General features: G+C 56.9%; 23 protein-coding genes. 9 read left to right on the top strand and 14 right to left on the bottom strand.

Going from position 1 to position 23,540, the window contains the following annotated elements; genetic code table 11:
- The first annotated feature begins 5 nt into the window (after nt 1-5).
- On the top strand, nt 6-905 hold the full coding sequence (locus IAI47_RS10140; RefSeq protein ID WP_003853527.1) for a LysR family transcriptional regulator: 900 nt from the start codon (nt 6-8) through the stop codon (nt 903-905).
- Here IAI47_RS10140 and IAI47_RS10135 read toward each other — a convergent pair.
- Nucleotides 880-1,689: a substrate-binding domain-containing protein gene (locus IAI47_RS10135; protein WP_003853528.1), complete on the bottom strand. Its 810-nt coding sequence runs from the start codon at nt 1,687-1,689 to the stop codon at nt 880-882. The genes IAI47_RS10140 and IAI47_RS10135 overlap by 26 nt on opposite strands.
- A 10-nt stretch (nt 1,690-1,699) precedes the next feature.
- A complete protein-coding gene (locus tag IAI47_RS10130) occupies nt 1,700-3,007 on the bottom strand; it encodes an MFS transporter (RefSeq protein WP_085980556.1) in 1,308 nt (435 codons plus the stop codon).
- A 554-nt stretch (nt 3,008-3,561) separates the two neighbouring features.
- On the opposite strand from IAI47_RS10130, the gene IAI47_RS10125 reads away from it, so the two are divergent.
- Nucleotides 3,562-4,455 carry a dihydrodipicolinate synthase family protein gene (locus IAI47_RS10125; RefSeq protein ID WP_008925162.1) on the top strand — a complete coding sequence of 298 codons (894 nt, stop codon included), beginning with the start codon at nt 3,562-3,564 and terminating at the stop codon, nt 4,453-4,455.
- 14 nt (nt 4,456-4,469) lie between these two features.
- Here the strand turns inward: IAI47_RS10125 and IAI47_RS10120 are convergent, their stop codons facing one another.
- The 3 genes from IAI47_RS10120 to IAI47_RS10110 form a co-directional block, all read right to left on the bottom strand.
- Nucleotides 4,470-4,964, bottom strand: a complete 495-nt coding sequence (locus IAI47_RS10120) for an ATP-binding protein (RefSeq protein ID WP_008925163.1) — start codon at nt 4,962-4,964, stop codon at nt 4,470-4,472.
- A 270-nt stretch (nt 4,965-5,234) separates the two neighbouring features.
- A complete protein-coding gene (locus IAI47_RS10115) occupies nt 5,235-5,474 on the bottom strand; it encodes a hypothetical protein (protein WP_008925164.1) in 240 nt (79 codons plus the stop codon).
- Nucleotides 5,475-5,739: 265 nt separating this feature from the next.
- Entirely contained in the window at nt 5,740-6,069 is a 330-nt protein-coding gene (locus tag IAI47_RS10110) for a cupin domain-containing protein (protein ID WP_008925165.1), read from the bottom strand.
- 139 nt (nt 6,070-6,208) lie between these two features.
- Between IAI47_RS10110 and IAI47_RS10105 the strand changes: the two genes are divergently transcribed.
- The gene (locus tag IAI47_RS10105; RefSeq protein ID WP_008925166.1) at nt 6,209-6,847 is read left to right on the top strand and encodes an RpiB/LacA/LacB family sugar-phosphate isomerase; all 639 of its coding nucleotides are present in this window, start codon (nt 6,209-6,211) and stop codon (nt 6,845-6,847) included.
- Between the two features lie 66 nt (nt 6,848-6,913).
- On the opposite strand, the gene IAI47_RS10100 is transcribed toward IAI47_RS10105, so the two are convergent.
- The 6 genes from IAI47_RS10100 to IAI47_RS10075 form a co-directional block, all read right to left on the bottom strand.
- Nucleotides 6,914-7,678, bottom strand: coding sequence for an ABC transporter ATP-binding protein (locus IAI47_RS10100; protein WP_008925167.1), 765 nt, complete (start codon nt 7,676-7,678; stop codon nt 6,914-6,916).
- A gap of 9 nt (nt 7,679-7,687) precedes the next feature.
- The gene (locus IAI47_RS10095; protein WP_008925168.1) at nt 7,688-8,554 is read right to left on the bottom strand and encodes an ABC transporter ATP-binding protein; all 867 of its coding nucleotides are present in this window, start codon (nt 8,552-8,554) and stop codon (nt 7,688-7,690) included.
- Nucleotides 8,526-9,431 (bottom strand): ABC transporter permease, encoded by a 906-nt coding sequence (locus IAI47_RS10090; protein ID WP_003853540.1) that lies wholly within the window; start codon nt 9,429-9,431, stop codon nt 8,526-8,528. The genes IAI47_RS10095 and IAI47_RS10090 overlap by 29 nt, the downstream gene beginning before the upstream one ends.
- Nucleotides 9,428-10,459 (bottom strand): ABC transporter permease, encoded by a 1,032-nt coding sequence (locus tag IAI47_RS10085; protein ID WP_003853543.1) that lies wholly within the window; start codon nt 10,457-10,459, stop codon nt 9,428-9,430. Before IAI47_RS10085 ends, IAI47_RS10090 begins: the two co-directional genes overlap by 4 nt.
- Entirely contained in the window at nt 10,456-12,087 is a 1,632-nt protein-coding gene (locus tag IAI47_RS10080; RefSeq protein WP_008925169.1) for an ABC transporter substrate-binding protein, read from the bottom strand. The genes IAI47_RS10085 and IAI47_RS10080 overlap by 4 nt, the downstream gene beginning before the upstream one ends.
- Before the next feature lie 103 nt (nt 12,088-12,190).
- Nucleotides 12,191-13,345 carry a mandelate racemase family protein gene (locus IAI47_RS10075; protein WP_008925170.1) on the bottom strand — a complete coding sequence of 385 codons (1,155 nt, stop codon included), beginning with the start codon at nt 13,343-13,345 and terminating at the stop codon, nt 12,191-12,193.
- A gap of 351 nt (nt 13,346-13,696) precedes the next feature.
- Between IAI47_RS10075 and IAI47_RS10070 the strand changes: the two genes are divergently transcribed.
- From IAI47_RS10070 to IAI47_RS10055, 4 genes are all read left to right on the top strand, one after another.
- The gene (locus IAI47_RS10070; RefSeq protein WP_008925171.1) at nt 13,697-14,812 is read left to right on the top strand and encodes an ABC transporter substrate-binding protein; all 1,116 of its coding nucleotides are present in this window, start codon (nt 13,697-13,699) and stop codon (nt 14,810-14,812) included.
- 165 nt (nt 14,813-14,977) lie between these two features.
- A complete protein-coding gene (locus IAI47_RS10065) occupies nt 14,978-15,385 on the top strand; it encodes a DUF2231 domain-containing protein (protein WP_003853554.1) in 408 nt (135 codons plus the stop codon).
- A gap of 12 nt (nt 15,386-15,397) precedes the next feature.
- The gene (locus IAI47_RS10060) at nt 15,398-16,699 is read left to right on the top strand and encodes a sorbosone dehydrogenase family protein (protein ID WP_008925172.1); all 1,302 of its coding nucleotides are present in this window, start codon (nt 15,398-15,400) and stop codon (nt 16,697-16,699) included.
- Nucleotides 16,700-17,329: 630 nt separating this feature from the next.
- Nucleotides 17,330-17,962 (top strand): DapH/DapD/GlmU-related protein, encoded by a 633-nt coding sequence (locus IAI47_RS10055; protein WP_003853558.1) that lies wholly within the window; start codon nt 17,330-17,332, stop codon nt 17,960-17,962.
- A gap of 36 nt (nt 17,963-17,998) precedes the next feature.
- On the opposite strand, the gene IAI47_RS10050 is transcribed toward IAI47_RS10055, so the two are convergent.
- The gene (locus IAI47_RS10050) at nt 17,999-18,265 is read right to left on the bottom strand and encodes a hypothetical protein (protein WP_008925173.1); all 267 of its coding nucleotides are present in this window, start codon (nt 18,263-18,265) and stop codon (nt 17,999-18,001) included.
- A gap of 233 nt (nt 18,266-18,498) precedes the next feature.
- Nucleotides 18,499-19,701, bottom strand: coding sequence for an MFS transporter (locus IAI47_RS10045; protein ID WP_008925174.1), 1,203 nt, complete (start codon nt 19,699-19,701; stop codon nt 18,499-18,501).
- A gap of 128 nt (nt 19,702-19,829) precedes the next feature.
- Here IAI47_RS10045 and IAI47_RS10040 point away from each other — a divergent pair, with 128 nt between their 5' ends.
- Nucleotides 19,830-20,285: a helix-turn-helix domain-containing protein gene (locus IAI47_RS10040; protein ID WP_187961124.1), complete on the top strand. Its 456-nt coding sequence runs from the start codon at nt 19,830-19,832 to the stop codon at nt 20,283-20,285.
- 236 nt (nt 20,286-20,521) lie between these two features.
- Nucleotides 20,522-21,952, top strand: coding sequence for a cytosine permease (locus tag IAI47_RS10035; RefSeq protein ID WP_008925176.1), 1,431 nt, complete (start codon nt 20,522-20,524; stop codon nt 21,950-21,952).
- Nucleotides 21,953-22,040: 88 nt separating this feature from the next.
- Here IAI47_RS10035 and IAI47_RS10030 read toward each other — a convergent pair whose 3' ends face one another.
- The gene (locus IAI47_RS10030; RefSeq protein WP_003853566.1) at nt 22,041-23,363 is read right to left on the bottom strand and encodes an MFS transporter; all 1,323 of its coding nucleotides are present in this window, start codon (nt 23,361-23,363) and stop codon (nt 22,041-22,043) included.
- Nucleotides 23,364-23,540: the final 177 nt, after the last annotated feature.

The following is a 23,540-nucleotide window of genomic DNA, read 5'->3' as shown; positions in this document are numbered from 1 at the left end:
AAACCATGCCGGTTAATTTCGATCTCAACGATCTCTACGCCTTTCGCGCGCTGGTGGAGTTTGGCAATTTTCGCCTGGCGGCGGAATCGATCTGCCTTTCACAGTCGGCGCTAAGCCGCCGCATCGATAAGCTGGAAACCACGCTGGGTATTAAGCTGTTTGAGCGGACCACACGCCGCGTCACGCTGACGCTGAAAGGGCATGCGTTTGCTCAGCGTTCGGAAAAGCTGCTGGCCGATTTTGAAGAGGTCATGGCCGATCTGAGTGAGGTGAGCTTAGCCCGCACCGGACTGATTACTGTGGCCTGCGTGCCGTCAGCGGCCTACTATTTCATGCCCAACATCATCCGGCTGTTTCAGGTGCGCTATCCCCGCGTACGCGTGAAACTGATCGACAGCAGTGCGGCTAACGTCTATGACGCGGTGATTGGCGGGCAGGCTGACTTCGGCATCAGTTTTTCCAGCCGCTCGCAGCCGGATGTGCATTTTCAGCCGCTGATGGATGACCCGTACGTGGCGGCCTGCAGGCGAGACCATCCGATAGCAGGCAAAAAGAGCCTGAGCTGGCAGGCGTTTTATCAGCATGAATGGATTGGGCTGGATAAAACCTCCGGCAACCGTAACCTGCTCGATCAGGCGTTACAGGCTGTTATGCCGGAGAAGCCCTGTGTCTGTGAAACCCGGCACGTGACAACTATGCTGGGGATGGTTGAGGCGGGGCTCGGCATTGCTGCCGTCCCCGCCATGTCGCTACCTGGCTACGAGCACGCGCTGCTGACGGCGGTGCCGTTAACCGATCCACCGGTGAAACGCACTGTGGGCCTGCTGCGCAAAAATGGCCGGATACTGTCACATATCGCCAGCGAACTGGAGAACCTGATCATTGAACAGTATCAGCGACTTTAACCGGTTTTGACGCTTTCACGGTGTGCAGGCCGCTGGCGTGGACAGCCTGCTGAGCCTCGGGCGAGGCGAGCCAGTGCAGCAGCTTCGCTGCCTCATCTGGCTGTGCTGACCTGCGCACCACGGCACCGGCAAAACGGGTGGTGTATTGCAGCTTGTCCGGCAGTTCACCAATGAAGGTTACGCCTGAAACAGGCAACAGCTCACTGACCTGCTGAAACCCGATGGCGTATTTACCTTCAGCAACCTGGGAAGCGACCGGGATGCGTTCAACTTCTACCGCCTTGCCTTTAACCTGATCCTCAATGCCCAGCCGTTTGAACAGCTGACTGCTGACATATTTGCCGCTGGCGCTGTCAGAATAGGCGATGGAAGAGGCATTCAGCAGGGCAGTACGCAACTCACTTTCGCTGCCGATTTTAATGGGTGTGGCACCCTTTTTAATGACGGCGCCAATGCGGGAGTCCGCCAGTTCAACCCGTGAGCCTGGCAGCGTCGCGCCCTCTTTTTGCAGATTGCTTAGCGCATCGCCAACCATGATGACCACATCAGCCGGTTCACCGCGTGCCAGCCGGGCTGGAATGGCTTGCGGTGTTTTACCCATTGACGGACCAGCAACGGTGTTGATGGTGATCCCTTCCTGTTTTGCGAATTGTGGCGACAGGGTATCCCACGCCGCTTTAAACCCGCCGGAGATCATTACCGTCAGTTCTTTTGCCTGCGCTGTGGCGCTGCCTGCCACGCTAAACAGCAGGGCAGCATAAAGTGACATCGTTTTCAGTTTCATCTTCCGTTCCTCAGCTAACAGTTTCATGGGCAGGCGTGACGGCACTGCGGGTACGACGATAGAGGTAGAGTGTCGCGCCCAGGGCGCAAACTGCCGCAAAACTCATCCAGTAACCTGGCGAGGCTTTATCGCCAGTCATCTCAATCAGGCCGGTTGACATCACGGGGGTAAAACCACCGAACAGCGCTGTTGCCAGGCTATAGGCCAGTGAGAAGCCCGCCACACGGACTTCCGCTGGCATAATTTCGGTCAGCGCCGGGATCATCGCGCCGTTGTAGAGCCCGTAGATCATCGACAGCCACAGCAGCACACCCAGCATCATCGAAAAGCCTGGTGCCGCCGCCAGCATGCTCAGGGCCGGATAGGTGGTGACGATCGCCAGCAGTGTCATGCCGACCAGTACAGGCTTACGGCCAAAGCGGTCGGAGATCGCGCCGCCAATCGGCAGCCAGATAAAGTTCGACACTGCTACCAGCAAGGTCACCAGCAGGCTGTCAGAGGCGCTGAGCAGCAGCACTTTTTTGCCAAAGGTCGGCGCATAAACCGTAATCAGGTAAAACGCCGTGGTGGTCATCGCCACCATCAGCATCCCGGCAATCACCACCTGCCAGTTAGCCAGCAGGATGCGGAACACCTGCTTCACATCGGGATGGCTGCGACGGTTGTTGAACGCCTGTGTCTCTTCAAGTTTGCGACGCAATATGAAGATAAACGGCACAATCAGACAGCCAAACAGGAACGGAATACGCCAGCCCCATTCACGGATGGCGCTCTCTTCCAGCACGGCGTTGAGGATAAAGCCCATCGCCGCCGCCACCATAATGGCGACCTGCTGGCTACCCGACTGCCAGCTGGTGTAGAAGCCCTTGCGGCCCGGCGTGGCGATCTCCGCCAGATAGACCGACACGCCGCCCAGCTCCGCGCCGGCGGAGAAGCCCTGTAACAACCGACCGATCAGCACCAGCATCGGCGCCCACAGGCCAATGCTCTGGTAGGAGGGGATCAGCACGATCATAAAGGTGCCTGCCGCCATGATGGAGAGCGTGACAATCAGGCCCTTACGGCGACCGACCTTGTCGATGTACGCCCCCAGCACCACTGCGCCAATCGGGCGCATCAGAAATCCTGCGCCGAACACGGCAAAGGTCATCATCAGTGAGGCGAACTCACTGCTGGCCGGGAAAAAGGTATGGGCGATGTAAGTGGCATAAAAACCGAACAGGAAGAAATCGAACTGTTCGAGGAAATTGCCGGAGGTAACACGAAATATGGCGCCAATCCTGGCGCGATGAGTCATGGGTGAGGTCGTTTGCATCAGTAACTCCAGTAAGGTTTGACGCTTTTTGCCGCGCCTGTTACTGAAGAGTGGATCAGCGCCCGTCGCTAAATAAGTGCAAAAAGGGCATTGATTGATGTGTGGGGAACATGATTTCTGGGGGTTATCATATAAAACCTATTTTATTCAGCAAGTTGAAGCGGATGGCTGTTTTTCTGCTCGTGTTAACGTGCGTGAGATAAGTTTGCGGAATTGTGACAGATTTCATATGCGTGTTACCGTCTAAAACGGAGATTCTGGCGTGACCAGAGGTCAGCGATGCTGGGGGCAAAGAGGTTCAGGACCGAGGTGGCGTGGAGGCATCAGGCAACGGTGATGTCGAAAAACGTACGTAGAGTTGCAGGTAGCGCATCTGATGTTCGGGTCGTGCCTCGGCTTCAAACAGTACGGCAATCATCGCTATTTCCTTTGGGTAAGATCAAAAAGGGCTGTAGCGCAAAAATAGCGGGCGGGGCAAAGCCATGCTTCGGCCAGTGACGAAATATGACTGTACAGGTGATAACCAGCCCGAACAGTCTCATGATGGAGCAAAGCGTATGTTCAGCGGACTCAGTGCCTTTCCCCTTACTCCTTTTGCCGATGGCAAACCCGATGAAGCGGCCTTTCTTCGGATCCTGCGCAGGCTGACGGAGGCAAAAGTCGATTCTCTGGGCGTGCTGGGGTCCACCGGCAGCTACGCCTGGCTGACACGGGCACAGCGCAGGCGCATTGCTGAGCGGGCCGTTGAAAATGCGGAGGCGATTCCAGTGATGATCTGCATTGGCGCGATAAATACTGATGAGGTGCTGGCGCTGGCAGAGGATGCGCAGCAGGCGGGCGCAGCCGCTTTACTGCTGCCACCGCTGGGGTATCAGACGTTGAAAGAAGATGAGGTGTTTACGCTGTTTGAAACCGTGACGCGACACGCCTCGGTGCCAGTCTGCATTTATGACAATCCGCGCACCACCCATTTTACGTTCTCCGATGCGTTACTGAGCCGGATTGCCTCACTTCCCGGTATCGGGTCGGTAAAAATTCCCGGTGTTCCGGCGGCGCAATCGGCAGCAAATGATCGCCTGGCCCAACTGCGCGACATACTGCCTGCTTCCGTGTCGGTTGGCATCAGCGGCGACGCGTCTGCTGCCAATGCGTTGATTGCAGGCTGTGATGGCTGGTATTCCGTGTGCGGCGGGCTGTTCCCACGTGTCGCGAAAGCAATGACCGACGCAGCAGCAGCAGGTGATCATGAGAGCGTCAGGGCGCAGTCGGAGCGCCTGCAGCCTTTGTGGTCGCTGTTCCGCCAGCACGGCGGCAGCTTCAGGGTGATGAATGCCGCAGCAGGTCTGCTGGGACTGACGGCACGCGACTGCCTGCCGCGTCCGCTGTTGCCACTCTCTGATGCGGATAACCAGCAGATTGCTGAGGTGCTTGCGGCACTCGATCTCTCGTAAATTTGCAGAAGATGTTAACTGTGCCGCACCAGGTTAAAGCCTTCCTCCTCCTGCGGCGGTTCAAAATAGCGGGTAATCAGCGTGAACTGCTCGTCCGTGGCGGCAAAGGCGTGTTCGCCGCTCTGATTACGGGCGTGCAGACGCGCTTTACACAGCGCGTCCGGCACATCCAGGTAATGCATGCGATGGTCGGCAGAGGATGCCTCAATCACCGAGCGCATCCAGTCACGATTCCCCCGGGTGTTGGCCGGAAAATCGAGCACAACCGATACGCCTGCGTTAAGCAATGCGACCAGATGCGGCGTCATCGCCTTCCTGAGCTTTGCCGCAACACGCACGTAATCAGCCACCGATTGCATCTCATCCTTATAGAGTGCGGCCAGCCACTGATCTTCGCTGATCACTACGTAACCGGGCGCAGCACCCAGCTGTGCTGCCAGCGTCGATTTCCCGGACGCTATTTTTCCACACAGCAGATGCAGCGTGGCGGAGAAAGAGGTCATGGTCATAGCACGCCTGTGGAACCTGATAATAAATCGGGAAGATTCAGGCTAACAAAAGAGTTGAAAGAGAAGCAATGAGAGTCGTCGGGTCGGTTTAACAAGGTCGTACACGTATATCAGCTATCAGCTATCAATATTCGCGTCGGTGTAAATTACGGTGCAAAAAAGCGGCAGCTTTTCAGCAGAGGTGACGCGCCTGAACGGGGAAATACGGTCAGGCGGGTTTTCGTGGTAATGCCCGGTGTTGAATCTGTGCTGAACAGCCAGCCACAGACTTCATTTTTGGGCCATCAGCAACGTCAGCAGTTCACGGCAACAGGCTTCTTCTTCAGCACTGTCCGCAGAGGCCAGATGACGCAGTAACTCCATACAGCTTTTTTCCTTGCCCGCTTCCAGTAACTCTTCGATTAGAAAATTAAGTTTATCCTGCTCAGATGCAGCAAAGGATGAACGGAACTCACTATTAACCGGCGCGTTGTGATTCAGCGGCAAGGTAAGGGTGTTTTGCATCGGCATATTATTATCCTTTTACGGGTTAAAAAACGAACTGGCGTTGTCATTAAACTTATACAACGATCTTCATTTTGTACAGAAGTGAGCCCGAATGATTTTTTACAGGAAGCTAAGCGCAGCGCGGCCTGAGGGGAAACTGTGGTGAATCATTCAGTTAGCTGGGAAGGGAATGGTGGAAAAATTGTACGCGTTTTAAGTCAAATTTTTCGTGCAGGCAAAATGGGCATTCATGCGGCAGTTCATGAGGCGGCCCGCCGGGCCGCCTGCACTATTTCGTGGTCAGGAAATCTTCGCGCTGTGGCGTAAAGGTATCCAGCAGCACGCCAGCCTCAAGACAGACACAGCCATGAACCACATTGGGTGCTTTATAGAGTGTGTCCCCAGCGCCAACTTCCCGGGTTTCACTGTTGATGGTGAAGGCAAAGCGTCCGCTCAGCACATAGGTCAGCTGCTCATGGGGATGATGATGTAGCGGACCGATGGCGTCTTTTTCAAAACGCACTTCAACTGCCATCATTGTGCCGCCATGTGCCAGTACGCGGCGGGTCACGCCGTTACCCAGATCTTCCAGTGGTCGCTCTTTGTGGTAGATAAACATCATTGTCCTCAAGCAGTCGTGGGCGCTGCAATGGCCGTTTTGTGATGGGCCTCACAGCACCAGGGTGAATTAATCCATGCACTTTAATGGTTTTTCTCTAAAATGAAACGGTGTTTCATTTATTTTACGAGGGTAGATCATGAAAATCGCGTTAATGATGGAAAACAGTCAGGCCGCTAAAAACGTTACCGTGCTGAAAGAACTGGAAGGCGTCGCGCAGCCGCTGGGCCATCAGGTCTTCAACGTCGGGATGAGCGATGAGCAGGATCATCATCTGACCTACATTCACCTCGGCATCCAGGCCAGCGTGCTGCTTAACAGCCAGGCAGTGGATTTTGTCGTTGCGGGCTGTGGCACCGGCCAGGGCGCGCTGATGTCGCTTAACATCCATCCGGGCGTGGTCTGTGGCTACTGTATCGATCCGGCGGATGCTTACCTGTTCGCGCAAATCAACAACGGCAATGCCTTATCTCTGCCATTTGCTAAAGGTTTTGGCTGGGGCGCTGAGCTGAACCAGCGCTTTATCTTTGAAAAAGCGTTCACGGGCGAGAAGGGCAATGGCTATCCGCCAGAGCGCAAAGAGCCGCAGGTGCGAAACGCCGGTCTGCTGAATCAGGTCAAGGCTGCGGTGATCAAAGAGAACTACCTTGATACCCTGCGTGCCATCGATCCTGAACTGGTTCGCACCGCCGTCAGCGGCCCGCGTTTCCAGCAGTGCCTGTTTGAGCATGGCAAAAACCAGGAGATCGTTGCCTTTGTGCGTCAGCTGACCCACTAACGCATTCGATATCACAGGGCCGGTCCAGCCGGCCTTTTTTGATTCTTTTCAGATACCCGCTGATATTCAGCCCGGCTGCGCCAGCGCCGCATGATTGTGGCGACTCGCTTCCACCAGCATCCGCGTATAGGGCATTGCGGCGCGATCGGCCACCAGCGTCGGCACATCCAGCGTCTCCAGCACTTTGCCCTGTTGCATGACGGCTACGCGATGGCAGAGATGCGCCACCACGCCAAGATCGTGCGTCACCATCAGATAAGTCAGGTTCTCCTGCTGCTGCAGATCGCTGAGCAGATTCAGGATCTCTGCCTGCACCGAAACATCCAGTGCGGAGGTCGGCTCATCCAGCAGCAGCACGCGTGGCTCCAGAATCAGCGCCCTGGCAATTGCCACGCGCTGACGCTGACCACCGGATAGCTGGTGGGGATAACGCGTCTGCCAGGCACGGTTCAATCCGACTTTATCCAGCATCGCCACGACCCGCTGCTGACGCTGCCCGATACCCTGAATCTGCAACGGCTCTTCCAGAATGTCGCCCAGCGTGTGACGCGGATGCAGCGAACCGTAAGGGTCCTGAAACACCATCTGCACCTGCCGACAGCGCGCCCGAACGATGTGATGCGCCAGTGGCTGACCATCAATCATCAGCTCTCCCCGCCAGTGAGTGAACAGCCCCGCCAGACACTTCAGCACCGTGGTTTTGCCCGAGCCAGATTCACCGACCAGCCCGAAGATTTCACCCTGATTAACCTGCAGATTTACGTCGAACAGCACCTGATTCCGCGCGCCCTCATCGCCAAAGCTGAGGTTGAGATTTTTCACATTAATCATCACCACTCCTTAATCGGTTAACCAGCTTGCGTGACGTTGTAACACTGGCAGGCGTGTGCGGCGGTGATCAAGGTCGGGCAGCGCCGCCAGCAGTCCCTGCGTGTAAGGATGCTGTGCGCGATCGAGGTCACAGGCGGCCAGTGACTCCACGACGCGCCCGGCATACATCACCAGCACCCGATCGCAAAAGCTGCGCACCAGATTGATATCGTGACTGATAAAAATCAGCCCCAGTCCGCGCGCTTTCACCAGATCATCGAGCAGTGCCAGCACCTGCAGTCGTACTGAGACATCCAGCGCAGAGGTCGGCTCATCGGCAATCACCAGTTCCGGTTCGGTGATCAACATCATGGCAATCATCACGCGCTGACCCTGACCGCCGGAAATCTCATGAGGATAGAGCTGATAAACCCGTTCTGGATCGCGGATCTGCACTTCCTCCAGCATTGCCAGCGCCCGCTGACGTGCTGCCGATTTCTGATCGCGATGATGACTACGCCAGGCCTCGGCGATCTGCTCACCAACCCGAATCACCGGATTCAGCGAATATTTCGGGTCCTGCATAATCATTGAGATGCGTTTGCCACGAATGGCGCGCATCTGCGCCGGGCTGGCGTGCAGCAGGTCGATATCGCCAAACTGCATCCGGCTCGCCTCAATGCGCGCCTTCGCCGGATGCAGCTGCAGCAGGGCGCGACCCACGGTCGATTTACCGGAGCCAGACTCGCCGACTATCGCCAGCTTCTCCTGACCGAGCTGAAAAGAGACGCCGCGCACCGCCGGGGTTGCCTGGCGTCCGTTAATAAAGTTCACGTGCAAATCGCGCACGTCGAGCAACGGCGTGGCGTTACTCACTGCGGGGATCAAGCAGGTCACGTAGGCCATCTCCTAAGAAATTAAATGCCAGGCTGTTAATCAGGATCGCCAGACCGGGCACGGTGACCACCCACCAGCACTCAAGCATGTAGGTGCGGCCGCTGGCGATCATCGCGCCCCATTCCGGATCGGGCGGCTGTGCGCCCAGCCCGAGAAATCCCAGCCCGGCGGCAGTGAGGATAATGCCCGCCATATTCATGGTGATGCGGATAATCACCGACGGCAGGCAGAGCGGAATAATATGTTTCCACAGCACCCGCAGCGGCGATGCGCCCTGTAAACGGACCGCTGAGATAAAGTCCGCCTGACGCAGCGACAGCGTTTCGGCGCGCGCCAGACGGGCGATAGGCGGCCACGCGGTGAGCGTAATGGCAATCACCACATGCTCCAGACCCGGGCCCAGGGCGGCAACAAACGCCAGCGCCAGTACCAGGCTCGGGAAGGAGATAAAGATATCGGTGACGCGCATCAGCACGCTATCGACTTTGCCGCCGAAGTAACCGGCGGTGACGCCCAGCAGCAGGCCCAGTGGCCCGACGGTGACCGACACCAGCAGTACAATGTAAAGCGTGATGCGCGCGCCCCAGACCAGACGGCTGAAAATATCGCGGCCAAACTCGTCGGTGCCAAACCAGTGGGCTGCACCGGGCGGTGTCAGGGCGTTGTTCAGATCCTGAATCAGCGGATGATATGGCGCGATCCAGGGCGCAAACAGTGCGACGATGCAGAGCAGCAGCACAATGCCGCCGCCAATGGCGGTGAGGGGATTACAGGCCATGCGCCAGAGGAAATAGCCGCAGCGGGCTGCAAACCGCTGGCAGCGTGCCAGACGCTCGCGGGAGTGACTTACAGAGGCAGTGTCAAAGGAGATCGTCATACTTTGGTCCTCGGATCAAACACCTGATAGAGCAGGTCGGAGATCAGGTTAAGCAGTACAAAAATCAGGCCCACCACCAGCACACAGCCCATCACCGCATTCATATCGCCCAGCATCAGGCTGCCGGTGAGGTAAGAACCAAAGCCGGGCCAGGAGAAGACCGTTTCGATCAGTACCGCGCCCTCCAGCAGCGAGCCATAGGCCAGCGCCACGACGGTCAGTAGCTGCACCAGGATGTTGCGGAAGGCGTGCTGCCAGATCACCTGCCATTCGGTCAGGCCTTTGACCCGTGCGGTCAGGATGAACTCCTGCGAGAGCTGCGCCAGCATAAAGCTGCGCGTCATGCGGCTGATGTAGGCCATAGAGTGAAAACCCAGCAGCGAGGCGGGCAGTACCAGATGGTTGAGTGCGTTCCAGAATACCTGGCTGTTGCCGGCCAGCAGGGCGTCGATCAGCATGAAGCCGGTGCGATGGGGCACAATGCCATCCAGGCTGAAATCCACCCGTCCTGCGCCGCCGACCCAGCCGAGATGGGCATAGAACAGCAGCAGGCCCATCATGCCGACCCAGAAGATCGGCGTGGAGTAACCGGCCAGACTGAGCATCCGCACCACATAGTCGATGACGCTGTTACGGCGTGCCGCCGCCAGCACACCCAGCGGTACGCCGAGGCCCGCACCAATCACAATTGCCAGCGTGGCCAGCTCTACTGTGGCGGGAAAGACGCGCAGAATGTCGTATACCACCGGCTGACCGGTGAGCAGCGCATGGCCGAGATCGCCATGCAGCAGCGCGTTAAGGTAGATGCCAAACTGTACCCACAGCGGTTTATCAAAGCCGAGCTGGTGGTAGACCTGCTGGTAAGTGGCCTGATCGGCGTCGGGGCCGACAATCGCCAGCACCGGATCCAGCGGCATTACCCGGCCAATAAAAAAGGTCAGCAGCAGCAGGCCGAACAGGGTAATCAGCACCTGCACCGCGCGATGGGTGATGCGACGGCACTGATGTCGGGTCAGGGTCAGAATCATGGGGTGCCTCCCGCCAGGGCTTCAGGGGTTTTCCAGACGTCGCGCAGAAAGGTGGTCGCGGAGGGATGGGGCTGATACGCCTGCACCCGGTTACTGACCACCACGGAGTCGAGCATTTGTGAAATCGGCATCAGCGCAGGCACCAGCTGGTCATAGCGTTGCTGGATGGCGAAATAGTCCTGCTGCTGACGGGATTTGTCGCGTTCAACCAATGCCTGATCGATCATGCGGTTAAGCTGCGCGTCGTAGAAACCGGTGCGCCAGCCCTGAAAGTTAGTCAGCCGGGCGCTGTCCGCATTGTTCGGGTTGTAGACCAGCGAACGCAGGCTGGAGTGGGGATGCGGCTCTACACCGCTGCCGCCGCGTCCGACCAGCAGATTAAACTGACGATCGCGCATCGCGCCATAAATCTGGTTGCCGGTGCCGGTAATGATTTTTGCGCGAATCCCGCCTTGCAGCAGCGTTGACTGCACCGCGATGGCGATATTCAGGAACGGCTGATCGGCCAGCACCCGCAGCGTGGTGTCGAAGCCGTCCGGATAACCCGCCTCAGTCAGCAATGCCCGGGCACGCGGCACATCAAGCCGGTAACCGGGGTCGGGGAGCGTGGCGGGCATCCCGGCCTGAATCGGGCGCTGATGGAGTTCGCCGTAGCCGGTCATCAGGCTCTTATTGATGCCCTGATAATCGACCAGATAGCGGACCGCCTCACGCACTTTGCTATTCCCGAAGTGCGGATCTTTCATGCTCATCGCCAGGTAATAAATCGTCCCTTTTCTGACCGCGTCGATGGTGAGGTCGGGATCGTGGCGCAGGGCGCGCACGTCGGGGATCGCCATGTTACTGGCAATATCCAGGTCGCCTTTCTCCATCATCAGCCGCAGGGTCTGCGACTCCTGAAGGTGGCGGAACACCACCCGCGATATTTTTGCCTCTCCGCGCCAGTAGTCTGCCGCGCGACTCATCCGCAGCACATCTTTTGCCTGCCAGACATCCAGCCGGAACGGGCCGGAACCCGCTTCATGCGTGGTCAGCCAGCGGTTGCCCCAGTCGCCATCAACCTCATGCTGCTGCACCGTTTTGCGGTCCAGGACCACCATGCTGCCCAGCGCCGCCAGCGAGTAAATCACCAGTTGCGGATCGTTTGGCTTAGGAAGTGTGATCACCAGCGTGCGGTCGTCGGGGGCGGTGATCATCTGGTCAACGTTGTCGCGGCTGAAACCGTACGATTTCCACACCGACGCCTGCGCCAGATTCAGATGCAGCACCCGCCGCATCGACCAGACCGCATCGGCGCTGGTGAGCGGATTACCGGAATGAAACCTGACGTTGTCACGCAGGTGAAAGGTCAGGGTGCGGTTATCGGGGCTCACTGACCAGCGTTCGGCCAGCGCCGGGCGCACCTCGGTGAGCTGCTGCGGGTTCAGCTCAACCAGGCCGTCATAAAGATTCACCACTATGCCGACCACCTCGTTGCCGGTCATGGCGGCCGGATCCAGGGTGAGCAGGTTATTCATGTTCATGCCGACGATTAGCTGGTCATCCGGCGTTTTTGCCTGGATAGACGCGCTGCCCGTCAGCACCACCAGCGTGATCAGCCACGCGCCACATCGTTGTGTCAGGGTCATAAGTGAAGTCCAGCAGGTCAGAGGTTTTTTCCCCGTTTACCGCATCGACAGAGGTGCGCGGTAACGGGGTTCTTATTGTGTGCCGTACTTTCGGAAGTGCGATTTACCAGCGATTCAGCGTATGAGTCTCAATCCAGCTGAAATTAATATCTTCACCCAGTCCGTTTCCCGTGGACAGGGTGACAAAGCCCTGATCGTCCATCGGATCAATCAGGCTATTGAGGTAGGCAGGCGGCGTCTCATAATCCAGGAAGGGATGCAGCAGGCCGCGCTCATACCAGCGGCAGTTACGAATCGCGCCGACCACCGCCAGGCTTGCTGCACCATTGCCGTGGACTTCACAATCCATACCAAAGGCTTCAGCCAGACTGGCCACTTTCAGCGTGGCAGAGATGCCGCCTACGCCATTGGCACCCGCACGCAGAATGTCGCACGCGCCGGCGCGAACCCAGTCGGCACGGCTGTGATGTTTACCGCCCAGACTTTCCGGGCCAAGCACGTCAATAGAGAGGTTGTCCGCCAGCCAGGCGTAAGAGGCCATGCTCTCTTCTTCCATTGGCTCCTCAAACCAGGCGAAATTAAGTTTTTCCAGTGCCTTGCCGATGGTCAGCGCGTCACTTCGGCTATACCAGTGGTAGCCATCCAGCATCAGTGCGATATCAGGGCCGACCGCTTCGCGCACTGCCGCGCAGGCTTTGATATCCATCGCCGGGCTGGGCGCAAAGGAGACCGGCGGCATCCAGGTGTGCAGCTTGATCGCCTGATACCCGCGCGCCACCAGCTTTTCAGCAAACTGTGCATACTCATCGGGCGTCGATAAACCACCTTTCAGCTCATCGCCACACATGGTGCTGCCGTAAGCCGGGATCTTCTCGCGATAGCCGCCCAGCAGCTTGTGGACCGGCTGTTTCAGTTTGCGCCCAATCAGATCCCACAGTGCCTGCTCCACAGCGGAGAGCGCCCGTTCGGTGAGCTGGTGGGCACTGCCGCGCTGCCAGTGCACCAGGTCCTGCCACAGACGCTCGCGGTCAAAGGCGTTCTGACCGATCAGCACCTTGCGGAAGAAGGCATTAACCACGTGAGAACGCACCACTTCCGGCGGCGCAAAGGCGTAACCGCAGTCGCCATCCTCGCTGGTCAGGGTCAGTAACGCCATCTGGGCATCATTCTCCGGACCCGGATGAGAGTGTCCTGCGCTGTCGGCGCAACGCTGGGTGGGATAAGTAAAAAGGGTGACATCAATGGCGCTGATCTTCACGGTTAAGCTCCTGTGGCAGGCTGTCCTGATGAATTATTAAAACGCTGTTTCATTTTAAATTTAGCGATCACAATTCATTAACGCATTAGCCAAAACGATACGATTAACGGCTAAAATATGTGCAGCCGCCCAGGCCGTTGTGAGCATATTCACGAAAGATGCGCGTTTTGTGAGCCGCGACACGCTGCGCTTTTTTGTGCCCGGAGGGAGCATTGTTTACCCTCTTCTCAGCCTGTTAACGCCGCGCAGCAAAAACATTTATTTGGATGACTTCCCCTGACCCCGGTTTTAGGTAATAGTAACGCCGTTTTACATTAATAATTCTCATTATCATTTGTGCGGGTTTTTACAATGAAAAAATGGTTTTTAGCGCTGGGGCTGTTGACGTTAGCCGGGACGGCTTCGGCCAAAATGATTACCGATGTTGCAGGCCGTCAGGTCGAGGTGCCGCAGGAGGCAAAACGCATCATTCTGGGCGAAGGGCGTCAGATCTATCTGCTGGCGGCGTTTGATACGGGTGCGCCGTTTAAGCGGGTGATTGGCTGGCGTGATGACCTGCATAAAGCGGACTGGGACGGTTATCAGGCTTATGAAAAACGCTATCCGGAAATTAAAAAATTACCGACCTTTGGTGGCGCAAAAGATGGCACCTTCAACGTGGAACAGGCGTTAACCCTGAAGCCCGATCTGGTGCTGATGAATCTGGAATCCAAAGCTGCCACCGATGAAGGCAAGCTGATTGAAAAACTGCAGGCGGTGGGTGTGCCTGTTGTGTTTATCGATTTCCGCGAAGCCCCGATGGTGAACGCGGAGAAAAGTATCCGCATCATGGGCGAACTGGTGAATAAACCAGAGCGGGCGCAGGAAATTATTACCTTCCGCCAGCAGCAGATTGACCTTGTCACCTCGCGTCTGAAAAACTTTACCGGCTACCGGCCGAAAGTGATGATTGACCGTGCAGGCGGCTACAGCGACGAGTGCTGCATGTCGTTTGGTAATGAGAACTTTGGTCAGATGGTAGAGATAGCAGGCGGTCGCAATATCGCTAAAGATCTGATTCCTGGTACCTTCGGCACCGTTAACCCGGAGCAGATCATCGCCAGCCAGCCGGATGCGGTGGTGGTGACCGGCGCGAACTGGAAGAACTACAATACCGTGGGCAAATGGGTCGGCGTGGGTCCGGGTGCCAACGTCACTGAAGCCACGGCGCGTCTGAAAGCGCTGATGATGCGCGATGCTTTCAAAACTCTGCCGGTGGCGCACAACGGCAACGTCCACGCCATCTGGCATCAGTTCTATGATAGCCCGTATCAGTTTGTGGCGATTCAGGCGCTGGCGAAATGGCTGCACCCCGATCTGTTTGCTGATTTGGATCCGGACGCCACGTTCCGCACCTTCCACGAGAAGTTTCTGCCGCTGCCTTACCAGCCAGGATACTGGGTCACGTTACCCGCGGATAAGTCCTGACAGACCGGCGATGACAGGGACGTCATCCGCCTGATTTGCAATTCCCTTCGAATAAACCCTCTGTTTCTCTTCAGATTTACTAATCTTTTACAGGCGCGGCGTCGGTTGCTCTGAGCAGCGCGACGTCTGACCCGATCCGCATTCACGTTAAAAATGGAGAGAAACATGCGTAATACCCTGGGAAGATCGGCGTTTGCCGTGACGCTTTACGCTTTGCTGGAGCCAGTGCCGCTGGGCTTTTTTGTCGCCGCCTGGCTGTTCGACATTCTCTACATGCAGACCTTTGTACAGTTCTGGACGGATGCCGCCAGCTGGCTGATTGCGCTGGGACTGATACTGGCGATTGTGCCGCGACTCATCGCGCTGGTTTATCTGTTTCGCGGCAGTGACAGTGCGGAAAAGGGCCATTTCTGGCTCTGGCTGGTGGCGATTGCGATCGCTATCGTTAATGCGTTTATTCACAGCCGTGATGCCGCCGCTGTGATCCCGCTGGGTGTGACGCTTTCGACGCTTGTGGTAGCACTGCTGCTGCTGGCGAATGTGCAACTTGCGTTACGTCAGCGTAGCGCTTAAGGAGGAGCCACCATGAACATACCGCATAAAACGCTGCTCGCGCTGACCCTGACCGCTTTGCTGGCAGGCTGTGATGAGGGTGCGCTGGTCGATCCGCAAAAGCAGACGGGACCGAACCCTGAACTGCCGCAGGCGAAGAATTTCTTTATGCCGCCAATGCAGGTGCCGGAAGGCACGCCCTGGAAAGCGGGCGAAATGCCAAAAGTGGCTGACGGGTTAAAGATTGAAAAAATTGCTGAGAATCTGCAGCATCCGCGTCAGGTCTATGTGCTGCCAAATAACGATGTGCTGGTGGCGGAATCGAACGGACCACCGAAGCCGACGACACGGCCTAAACAGCTGATCATGGGCATTGTGCAAAAAGCGTCAGGCAAAGGGGGAGAAGGCGGCAACCGCATTACGCTGTTGCGCAATGTTAACGGTAAATGGGAGCAGCATCGCTTTATTGAAAATCTGCATTCGCCGTTTGGTATGCAGCTGATTGGTAATACGCTCTATGTCGCGAACGCTGACAGCCTGGTGAAATTCCCCTATCGCGAAGGGGATACGGAGATTCGCACCGCACCAGAAGAGGTGACAGAATTGCCGGGTGGACCGATTAACCACCACTGGACCAAGGCGCTGTTAGCCAGCCCCGATGGCAGCAAGCTCTATGTCGGTGTCGGCTCCAACAGTAACGTCACCGAGAACGGCATTGGCGCCGAGTATCGTCGTGCGGCGGTGCTGGAGGTGGACGCAGCCAGTGGTGCCAGCCGTATCTTCGCCAGCGGACTGCGCAATCCAACCGGCTTACAGTGGGAGCCGCAGAGCGGCAAGCTGTGGGCTGTAGTCAATGAGCGTGATGAAATCGGCTCCGATCTGGTGCCTGATTACATGACCTCAGTGCAGGATAAAGGCTTCTACGGCTGGCCCTACAGCTACTATGGCCAGCATGTGGATACCCGTGCCGAACCGCAGCGCCCCGATCTGGTAGAGAAAGCGATCAAGCCCGATTATGCCCTGAGTTCACATGTCGCGCCGCTGGGTCTGCTGTTTTATGGCGCCGATAACATGCCGCAATACCGTGGTGGCGCGTTTATCAGTGAGCATGGCAGCTGGAACCGGACACCGCTGAATGGCTATAAAGTGGTGTGGGTGAAATTCGAGAATGGCAAGCCAGTAGGGCAGCCGCAGACGGTGGTCTCGGGCTTCCTGACGGATGACGAAAAGCAGGTGCGCGGTTTGCCGGTGGGTCTGGCCAGCGACAAACAGGGCGGTGTCCTGATTGCTGACGATGCAGGTAATACCGTCTGGCGAATCAGCGCCGCGAAGTAAGTTCCGTGCTGCTTTTTTAAGCAGGAAGCAGGCATAAAAAAAGGATTTGGCATGTCGCCAAATCCTTTATTTTTTTGTTCGCTACCCGGCTGGTAACCGCGCTGCGAACGAGGTGCTCAGCACTCTCCACAGACAAGATTGTAAAATGTGCGGCTAAGGATTTCAAGTTTCGCCAAAATGCTGTATGTTTATACAGGTGTTGAGTGTTGAGCATCGCCTCATTGTCGACTGGCCGCTCCCAGGGGCACGGTTTTAAAATCCCGGCAGGCATCAGGTGGTGCTGGCCTGTGGCTTTAACCATGAGTGCCGCTCAGCCCTCTCCACAAAGATGTGCTTAGGCACCCGGCGGGTAGAGTCAAAGCCCTGGTTTGCCGAACAGCGCGCTCCTGTAAAAGGAGAAGGAAAGTGATGGAACTGACTAAGCTGATTCTGGATCTTATCCGGGTCATCTTGCAGATCATCGTTGCCCTTATGCAACTGACCGGTCACGCAGGTTAACCGGAACTTGAAACAAGGCGGAGCTAACCACTCCGCCTTTTTTCTTTGTCAATTCTCTGTCATCGGCGTTGTGTAAGGTGGTAAGGCAAAAAGCAGGCCGCCGGGGCGCTGCTTATCCAGACCGGGAGTAATATGTCCATTGCCGCCGTTGTACCTGCCCGTTTAGCGCACACCTGGATTGATGACACTGTGAAGATGCGGGAAACCACCGTGGGTCAGCAGTGTGAGATCCTGGCGCACAGTTCACTGGAATATAGCGAACTGGGTGACTTCTCCTATGTCGGCGAGCACTGCTGCCTGGCCGACACCCAGGTAGGGCGATTCTGCGCCATTGCCAATCAGGTGCGTATCGGTGCGCCAAATCATCCCATGGACCGCGCCTCTCAGCATCGCTTTACCTACTGCCCGGAGTATTATCATCACGATGCCCGACGGGACCAGGGCTTCTTTGCCGCCCGTCGCGCCGACCGTGTAGTGATCGGAAATGATGTCTGGATCGGTCACGGTGTCATTGTGCTGCCTGGCGTTACGATTGGAGATGGTGCGGTGCTGGCTGCGGGCGCCGTCGTGACGAAAAACGTTGCGCCTTACAGCGTGGTTGGCGGTGTGCCGGCCCGGCCACTGCGGGTGCGGTTTACCCCAGCGATTGCGGCCCGCCTTCAGCGCATTGCCTGGTGGAACTGGCCGCTGGAGAAATTGATGGCGAATCTGCCCGACTTTCAGCACGGCGACATCGACGCGTTCTGCCAGCGGCACGATAGTTAATTTGCTCATTATCCCGCTGACTGAGGGCGCGTCTGCCTATTTAAAAATGAGCCAGCCCGCCACGCTAAGCAGTCCCACGGTCAAAATGGCAAACACTTCCCCGCGAGCAAATGCATTCGCACGCTGCTGATCGTCATTATGAATGTCATGAAAACGTGCCAGCGCACGATTTTCATCAGGGGCGGTCACTTCTTCGAATTGTTTCTCGTAGCCGCGCTGAGACAGTTCAGCCGCGCCTGCGCTGTCGCTTCTCTCCAGCACGGTAATCTGGCGTCCCTTCTTAAAAAAACAATATTCCGGCATGTGCTCCTCCTGGAACAGGGTGGCTGTGAGAAATAACCTATATGAACCGGCCGCGCGTTGTATAGCGAAGTCTTGAGACTCTGAATACTGGCGTCGCTTACCGCAAAGCATATCTGTCACGGATGATAACTTCCAGGCTGTTGAATGGTCTGCTGTGCCGGTCTGTCCCTCGCACCACACCAGAGAGTCTTACCGAGCCATCAGTGGAATAATGCCCTGCAGAGGTAATGTCATTAGTGACGCATACCGTACCAGCAGAGAAAGGCAGAGGCGCTGGCAGTTGCCCCGGCATAGCAGACCGCCTGCCATCCCCAGTGGGCGTAAAGCTGGGTAGCTGCAATCGCGCCCAGTGCACTGCCCAGCGAGTAAAAGCACATATAGGCACCGACCAGACGACTGGCTGCCTCGGGCCGGGCAGCCACCAGCAGGCTCTGATTAATCACATGTACCGTCTGAATAGCGAAGTCGAGCAGGACCACCCCGACTATCAGCAGCAGTAGCGAGCTTTGCAGCGCGGCTATCGGCAGCCAGGAGAAGGTCAGCAGCACCAGGGCGAAGCCGGTGGCTTGCTGCCCCCGTCCCTGGTCAGCCCATGAGCCTGCTCTGGAGGCCGCCAGCGCCCCGGCCAGACCCGCCAGTCCGAACATCCCAATCGCGGTGTGAGTCAGCGACAGGTCCGTCAGCGGCAGTACCATCGAAGACCAGAGCATACTAAAGGCCGCAAAAATCAGCAGCGCGAGGATGCCTCGCCTGCGCAACAGCGGTTCCGTCCGGAACAGCCGAAAAACCGACAGTAACAGCTGAGTGTAGGGGGTGCGCTGCGGCTGGCCGGTTGTGGCGGGCAGCACTTGCACCAGTACCAGCGAGATCAGCAGTAACAGGCAGGCGGCCGTCAGAAAGACCGCCCGCCAGCCCGCCAGATCGGCAATCATCCCGGAAATAAAGCGCGCCAGCAGAATGCCGATCACGATGCCACTGGTCACGCTACCCACCACCTGTCCACGCTGCGTGGGTGACGCCAGCATGGCGGCCCAGGCCACCATCAGCTGCGTGACTACCGCCATTAACCCCACCAGCAGCATCGCACAGAGCAGCGTCATCAGGTCGGGCGCGAAAGCCGCGGCGGTTAACGCCAGCACGGAAAGCACCAGCTGGGTGAGCACCAGTTTTTTGCGGTTGATGCAGTCGCCTAACGGCACCAGAAAGAGTAATCCGAGGGCGTAGCCGGTCTGAGTGACCGTGACCACCGTGCCAATGGTGCCGGGAGAAACCTGCAGGCTGGTGGCTATCAATTCCAGCAACGGCTGCGCCGAATAAACATTGGCGACCGCCAGTGCAGAGGTGAGTGAGAACAAAAAGATCATCCGGGGTGAGAGCACCGGCATCGCGGCGGGCGATGGATCGGCTTCCTGAGCCTTGCATGTCGTCGTGGTCATAATTATGCCTTCTGGTTTTTATTTGAAACTGGATTGACATTATCATTAATCGAGCTGGTTTTTTTTTGCAACTTCTTTTCAAGGTGGCTAAGCTGGATTCATCAGACAGGCAGAGTGAGAGAATAAAAATGGCTAAGCAGGAATCCCTGAGAACCAGCGAGTGTCCGGTTGCAAGAACCCTGGAGTCTATAGGTGAGCGCTGGTGCATGATGATCGTGCGTGAAGCCTTTGATGACGTCCGCAGATTCAGTGACTTCCAGCGCAACTTAGGGCTGGCGAAAAATATCCTGGCGTCGCGCCTGAAGCAGCTGGTGGAGATTGGGGTGTTTGAGATTGCGCCGGCCTCGGATGGCAGCGCCTACAGCGAATATGTCCTGACCGAAAGAGGCCGTTCACTGTTTCCGGTTGTGGTGGCTATGCGCCAGTGGGGCGAACGCTATCTGTTTGAAAAGGGCGAGACCCGCTCGGTGTTGCTGGATAATGCGGAAGGCAAACCGCTGCCGCGTCTTGAAGTTTACTCGTCTCAGGGGCAGAAACTGGATCCCGCCGACTGCCATCGTCAGCGGGTCGTTGCTGAGGGTTAACCGTCGGAGTATCGCCTCCTCCCTGCACGCTGAGCCTGACCTACCTGGCATCGCACGCGATCCCGATCGGCGTTATCAGCCTGTCGATATCATCACATTTTCCAATGACAGGTTGCCTTGTAACTTTCAGATGTGCATGACATTCTCGCTAGTTGTATAGACATGTAATTGCAACCAGGGATAGGGCAAATCACGCTTTCCGTTAACGCGTCTCTTACCGTTTCAGCGAGGAATCTATGTCGGTCAAATCATCCGTATCAGATTATTCAGGCGCAGAGAAACCGCGCCTGTCAGAAACCCGTTCTATTGATTACATCCCATTGCGTGAACGGCATGGTCATCCTTTTAGCCAGTTCACGCTCTGGTTTGGTGGCAACCTGCAAATTACCGCGATTGTTACGGGTGCGCTGGCCGTGGTACTGGGCGGCGATGTCATATGGTCCCTAATCGGCTTACTGGTGGGACAGATTCTGGGTGCAGCGATCATGTCGTTGCATGCGATCCAGGGTCCGCGTCTTGGGTTGCCGCAGATGATCACCAGCCGTATGCAGTTTGGCGTCTTCGGTGCCGTGATTCCTCTGGTGCTGGTCTGCATGATGTATGTGGGGTTTTCAGCCAGCGGGACGGTCCTGGCGGGGCAGGCCCTGGCTAAACTTGTCGGTGTCAGCAATGCAACCGGGATGATCCTGTTCAGCACCCTCATCGTGATCATTGCGGTGCTGGGCTATCGCGTGATTCATCAACTGGGGAAGGTGGCGAGCGTCATTTGCGTGTTAGCCTTTGCTTATCTGTTTATCACGCTGTTCACTACGCATGATTTATCCGCCGTGTGGCAGAATCAGCACTTTACCCCGGCAAATTTTCTGCTGGCGGTCTCTCTTTCTTCCTCCTGGCAGATTGCCTTCTGTCCTTATGTCTCGGACTATTCGCGCTACCTGCCAGCAGATGTCTCTGCGAAGAAACTCTTCAGCGCGGTATTTTTGGGCACCGTACTGGGCACCCATGCGTCAATGACGCTGGGCGTGATCGTCGCGGCCATTGCCGGAAGTGCGTTTGCAGGCAATGAGGTCGGTTACATCGTGAGTATGGGCAGCACAACAACCATGGCTATGGTGATTTATTTCGCCATTTGCTTTGGGAAAATCACCTTTTCCACGCTGAATGCGTACGGCAGTTTTATGTCACTGACCACTATTGTCTCTGGCTTCCGTCAGCAGACCACACTGAGTCGCGGCGGGCGCATACTGTTTGTGGTGCTGATGGTGGCGCTGGCCTGCGTTATTGCTCTCCTCAGTGAACCTGCCTTCCTGAAATCCTTCACGCACTTCCTGCTCTTTTTGCTGGCTTTCTTTGTGCCCTGGAGCGCGATCAGCCTGACCGATTTTTATCTGATCACCAAAGGCAGCGTTGATGTCCCGGCGCTGTCTCAGCCGGACGGACGCTATGGACGCTGGAACCTTGCCGGTATTACCGTCTATTTTCTGGGGGTGCTGGTGCAACTGCCGTTTATTGATAATCCGCTGCACCACGGATCGCTGACCTGGATTTTTGCCGGTAATGATGTCTCGTGGATCGTCGGCTGGTTTGCGACGGCACTGTTGTGGCTTGTCGCCAGCCGCTGGGATCGCCGTGGCACACCTGAACAGTCAGTTTATCCTGCGGGGTGACAGATTAAGCCGCCGGGCGGCTGGCATTCAGGGAGAGTCAGCGCGGGTGAGTGATCACCCGCGTGTCAGGGAATCTGCGCGTTTTAAATCAGGCTGCTGAAACATCCGCCGTGCCGGTCTGCGCCTCAGCCACCAGCGGCTTCTCAGGCTGTAGCAGCGTCATCGCCAGCATGCTGCCGAAGGCGATGACTGCGGTGACGGTAAACATGGCGTTATAGCCGTAATATTCCGCCAGCCAGCCACAAAGCATCGGGGAGATAATTGCCGCCAGATTGGCTATCGCCAGTGTCATACCGCTGTAGGTACCCACCGACGCCTTCGGGGTGACATCAATCACCACCGACCAGTAGACATTATTCACCAGTGCATTCAGCGCATTGCCCAGGGTCATCAGTGCAATAATTCCGGCTGCCGACTGGACATAGGGAATGGCCATAAAGCAGCAGGCGGTGCCGCACAGCGTGACTGCGGCAAAGAGATTGCGCGCCAGACGCAAATTACGAAAGCGGGCCAGCAGGGCATCAGCAATGCGACCGCCCAGCAGCACTGTAATACAGGCACCGCTCCACGGAATCATCGCCACGTACCAGAGCGAGTGCAGGTCATAATGAAAATTATCCTGCAGATACTTCGGCATCCAGGTCACCAGGGTAAAGGTGATGTAAAGGAAGGAGAAGTAGCCGAGTGCGTTGCAGACCAGCGTGCGGCTGGTGAAGAAGCGCCACCAGGGCAGTGGAACGCCATCGCCGGCGCTGCGGCGCTGACCGCTCAGGATCAGCGTGCGTTCTGCTGCGCTGGTGTGGGGACTTTTATCCGGGCTGTCGCTGAACGTGCGGGCAAACAGCAGCATTGCCAGCAGAGAGAACACCCCAAGCAGGATAAACATCATGCGCCAGTCATGGGTCAGAAGCAGCAGGCCTACCGCAATCGGCGCGGTCAGCAGTGCGCCAACCTGCGTCGAGAGCAGGCCGATGCCCAGCGCAAAGCCGCGCTCGTTATCGGGTGCCCAGTGGGCGATCGCCTTGTTCATCAGCGCATAGGCCGGGCCTTCGGAAAAACCAAACAGGATGCGCAGGGCAGCAAAGCCCATAATGGCCGAGCCGCCAAACAGCGCCATGCCCAACTCTCCAGCCCAGGCGGTCGCGATTTCCAGCAGTGACCAGAGCACACCTGCCAGCAGCCAGACCTTTTTCGTGCCGATACGATCGGCAAGGAAGCCGCCACATAGCGAACCAAACAGATACCCAAAGCCAAAATATCCCAGCACTGCGCCAAGCTGGACTTTGCTGAAGTGGTACTCGGTCGCAATGGCGTTGGCTGCAAATGACAGGGCGCCACGATCGATGTAATTGATCAGGGCGATCAGGAACAGCAGTGAAAATATGGTGTAACGGTAACGACGGGTATTCATCTTACTTCTCCTGATTAAGTGTTTCAGGAGGACTCAAGCAAGATTGATGCCGGAAAGAAAATTTGCCCGGCTAACACTGGCAGGTAGCGTGCCCGGGCAGTTTACTCTGCCCGAAACGGTATTCGCTGATCTCGCTAATTATTTGCCTGCGCATCAATGCGGTGCAGTTGCTGCCTG

It is taken from the genome of Pantoea sp. MT58, from assembly GCF_014495885.1.
GTDB classification, from domain to species: domain Bacteria; phylum Pseudomonadota; class Gammaproteobacteria; order Enterobacterales; family Enterobacteriaceae; genus Pantoea; species Pantoea eucalypti.
The sequence above is the reverse complement of the archived record's forward strand: the minus strand, read 5'-3'. Positions and strand labels throughout refer to the sequence as shown.

What these genes read in the sequence shown, in the direction of transcription:
- IAI47_RS10090 (WP_003853540.1), bottom strand. Translation starts at nt 9,431, where the DNA reads ATGACGATCTCCTTTGACACTGCCTCTGTAAGTCACTCCCGCGAGCGT.
- IAI47_RS10100 (WP_008925167.1), bottom strand. Translation starts at nt 7,678, where the DNA reads ATGATTAATGTGAAAAATCTCAACCTCAGCTTTGGCGATGAGGGCGCG.
- IAI47_RS10135 (WP_003853528.1), bottom strand. Translation starts at nt 1,689, where the DNA reads ATGAAACTGAAAACGATGTCACTTTATGCTGCCCTGCTGTTTAGCGTG.
- IAI47_RS10035 (WP_008925176.1), top strand. Translation starts at nt 20,522, where the DNA reads ATGTCGGTCAAATCATCCGTATCAGATTATTCAGGCGCAGAGAAACCG.
- IAI47_RS10120 (WP_008925163.1), bottom strand. Translation starts at nt 4,964, where the DNA reads ATGACCATGACCTCTTTCTCCGCCACGCTGCATCTGCTGTGTGGAAAA.
- IAI47_RS10065 (WP_003853554.1), top strand. Translation starts at nt 14,978, where the DNA reads ATGCGTAATACCCTGGGAAGATCGGCGTTTGCCGTGACGCTTTACGCT.
- IAI47_RS10045 (WP_008925174.1), bottom strand. Translation starts at nt 19,701, where the DNA reads ATGACCACGACGACATGCAAGGCTCAGGAAGCCGATCCATCGCCCGCC.
- IAI47_RS10040 (WP_187961124.1), top strand. Translation starts at nt 19,830, where the DNA reads ATGGCTAAGCAGGAATCCCTGAGAACCAGCGAGTGTCCGGTTGCAAGA.
- IAI47_RS10115 (WP_008925164.1), bottom strand. Translation starts at nt 5,474, where the DNA reads ATGCCGATGCAAAACACCCTTACCTTGCCGCTGAATCACAACGCGCCG.
- IAI47_RS10125 (WP_008925162.1), top strand. Translation starts at nt 3,562, where the DNA reads ATGTTCAGCGGACTCAGTGCCTTTCCCCTTACTCCTTTTGCCGATGGC.
- IAI47_RS10080 (WP_008925169.1), bottom strand. Translation starts at nt 12,087, where the DNA reads ATGACCCTGACACAACGATGTGGCGCGTGGCTGATCACGCTGGTGGTG.
- IAI47_RS10060 (WP_008925172.1), top strand. Translation starts at nt 15,398, where the DNA reads ATGAACATACCGCATAAAACGCTGCTCGCGCTGACCCTGACCGCTTTG.
- IAI47_RS10055 (WP_003853558.1), top strand. Translation starts at nt 17,330, where the DNA reads ATGTCCATTGCCGCCGTTGTACCTGCCCGTTTAGCGCACACCTGGATT.
- IAI47_RS10070 (WP_008925171.1), top strand. Translation starts at nt 13,697, where the DNA reads ATGAAAAAATGGTTTTTAGCGCTGGGGCTGTTGACGTTAGCCGGGACG.
- IAI47_RS10140 (WP_003853527.1), top strand. Translation starts at nt 6, where the DNA reads ATGCCGGTTAATTTCGATCTCAACGATCTCTACGCCTTTCGCGCGCTG.
- IAI47_RS10030 (WP_003853566.1), bottom strand. Translation starts at nt 23,363, where the DNA reads ATGAATACCCGTCGTTACCGTTACACCATATTTTCACTGCTGTTCCTG.
- IAI47_RS10085 (WP_003853543.1), bottom strand. Translation starts at nt 10,459, where the DNA reads ATGATTCTGACCCTGACCCGACATCAGTGCCGTCGCATCACCCATCGC.
- IAI47_RS10050 (WP_008925173.1), bottom strand. Translation starts at nt 18,265, where the DNA reads ATGCCGGAATATTGTTTTTTTAAGAAGGGACGCCAGATTACCGTGCTG.
- IAI47_RS10110 (WP_008925165.1), bottom strand. Translation starts at nt 6,069, where the DNA reads ATGTTTATCTACCACAAAGAGCGACCACTGGAAGATCTGGGTAACGGC.
- IAI47_RS10105 (WP_008925166.1), top strand. Translation starts at nt 6,209, where the DNA reads ATGAAAATCGCGTTAATGATGGAAAACAGTCAGGCCGCTAAAAACGTT.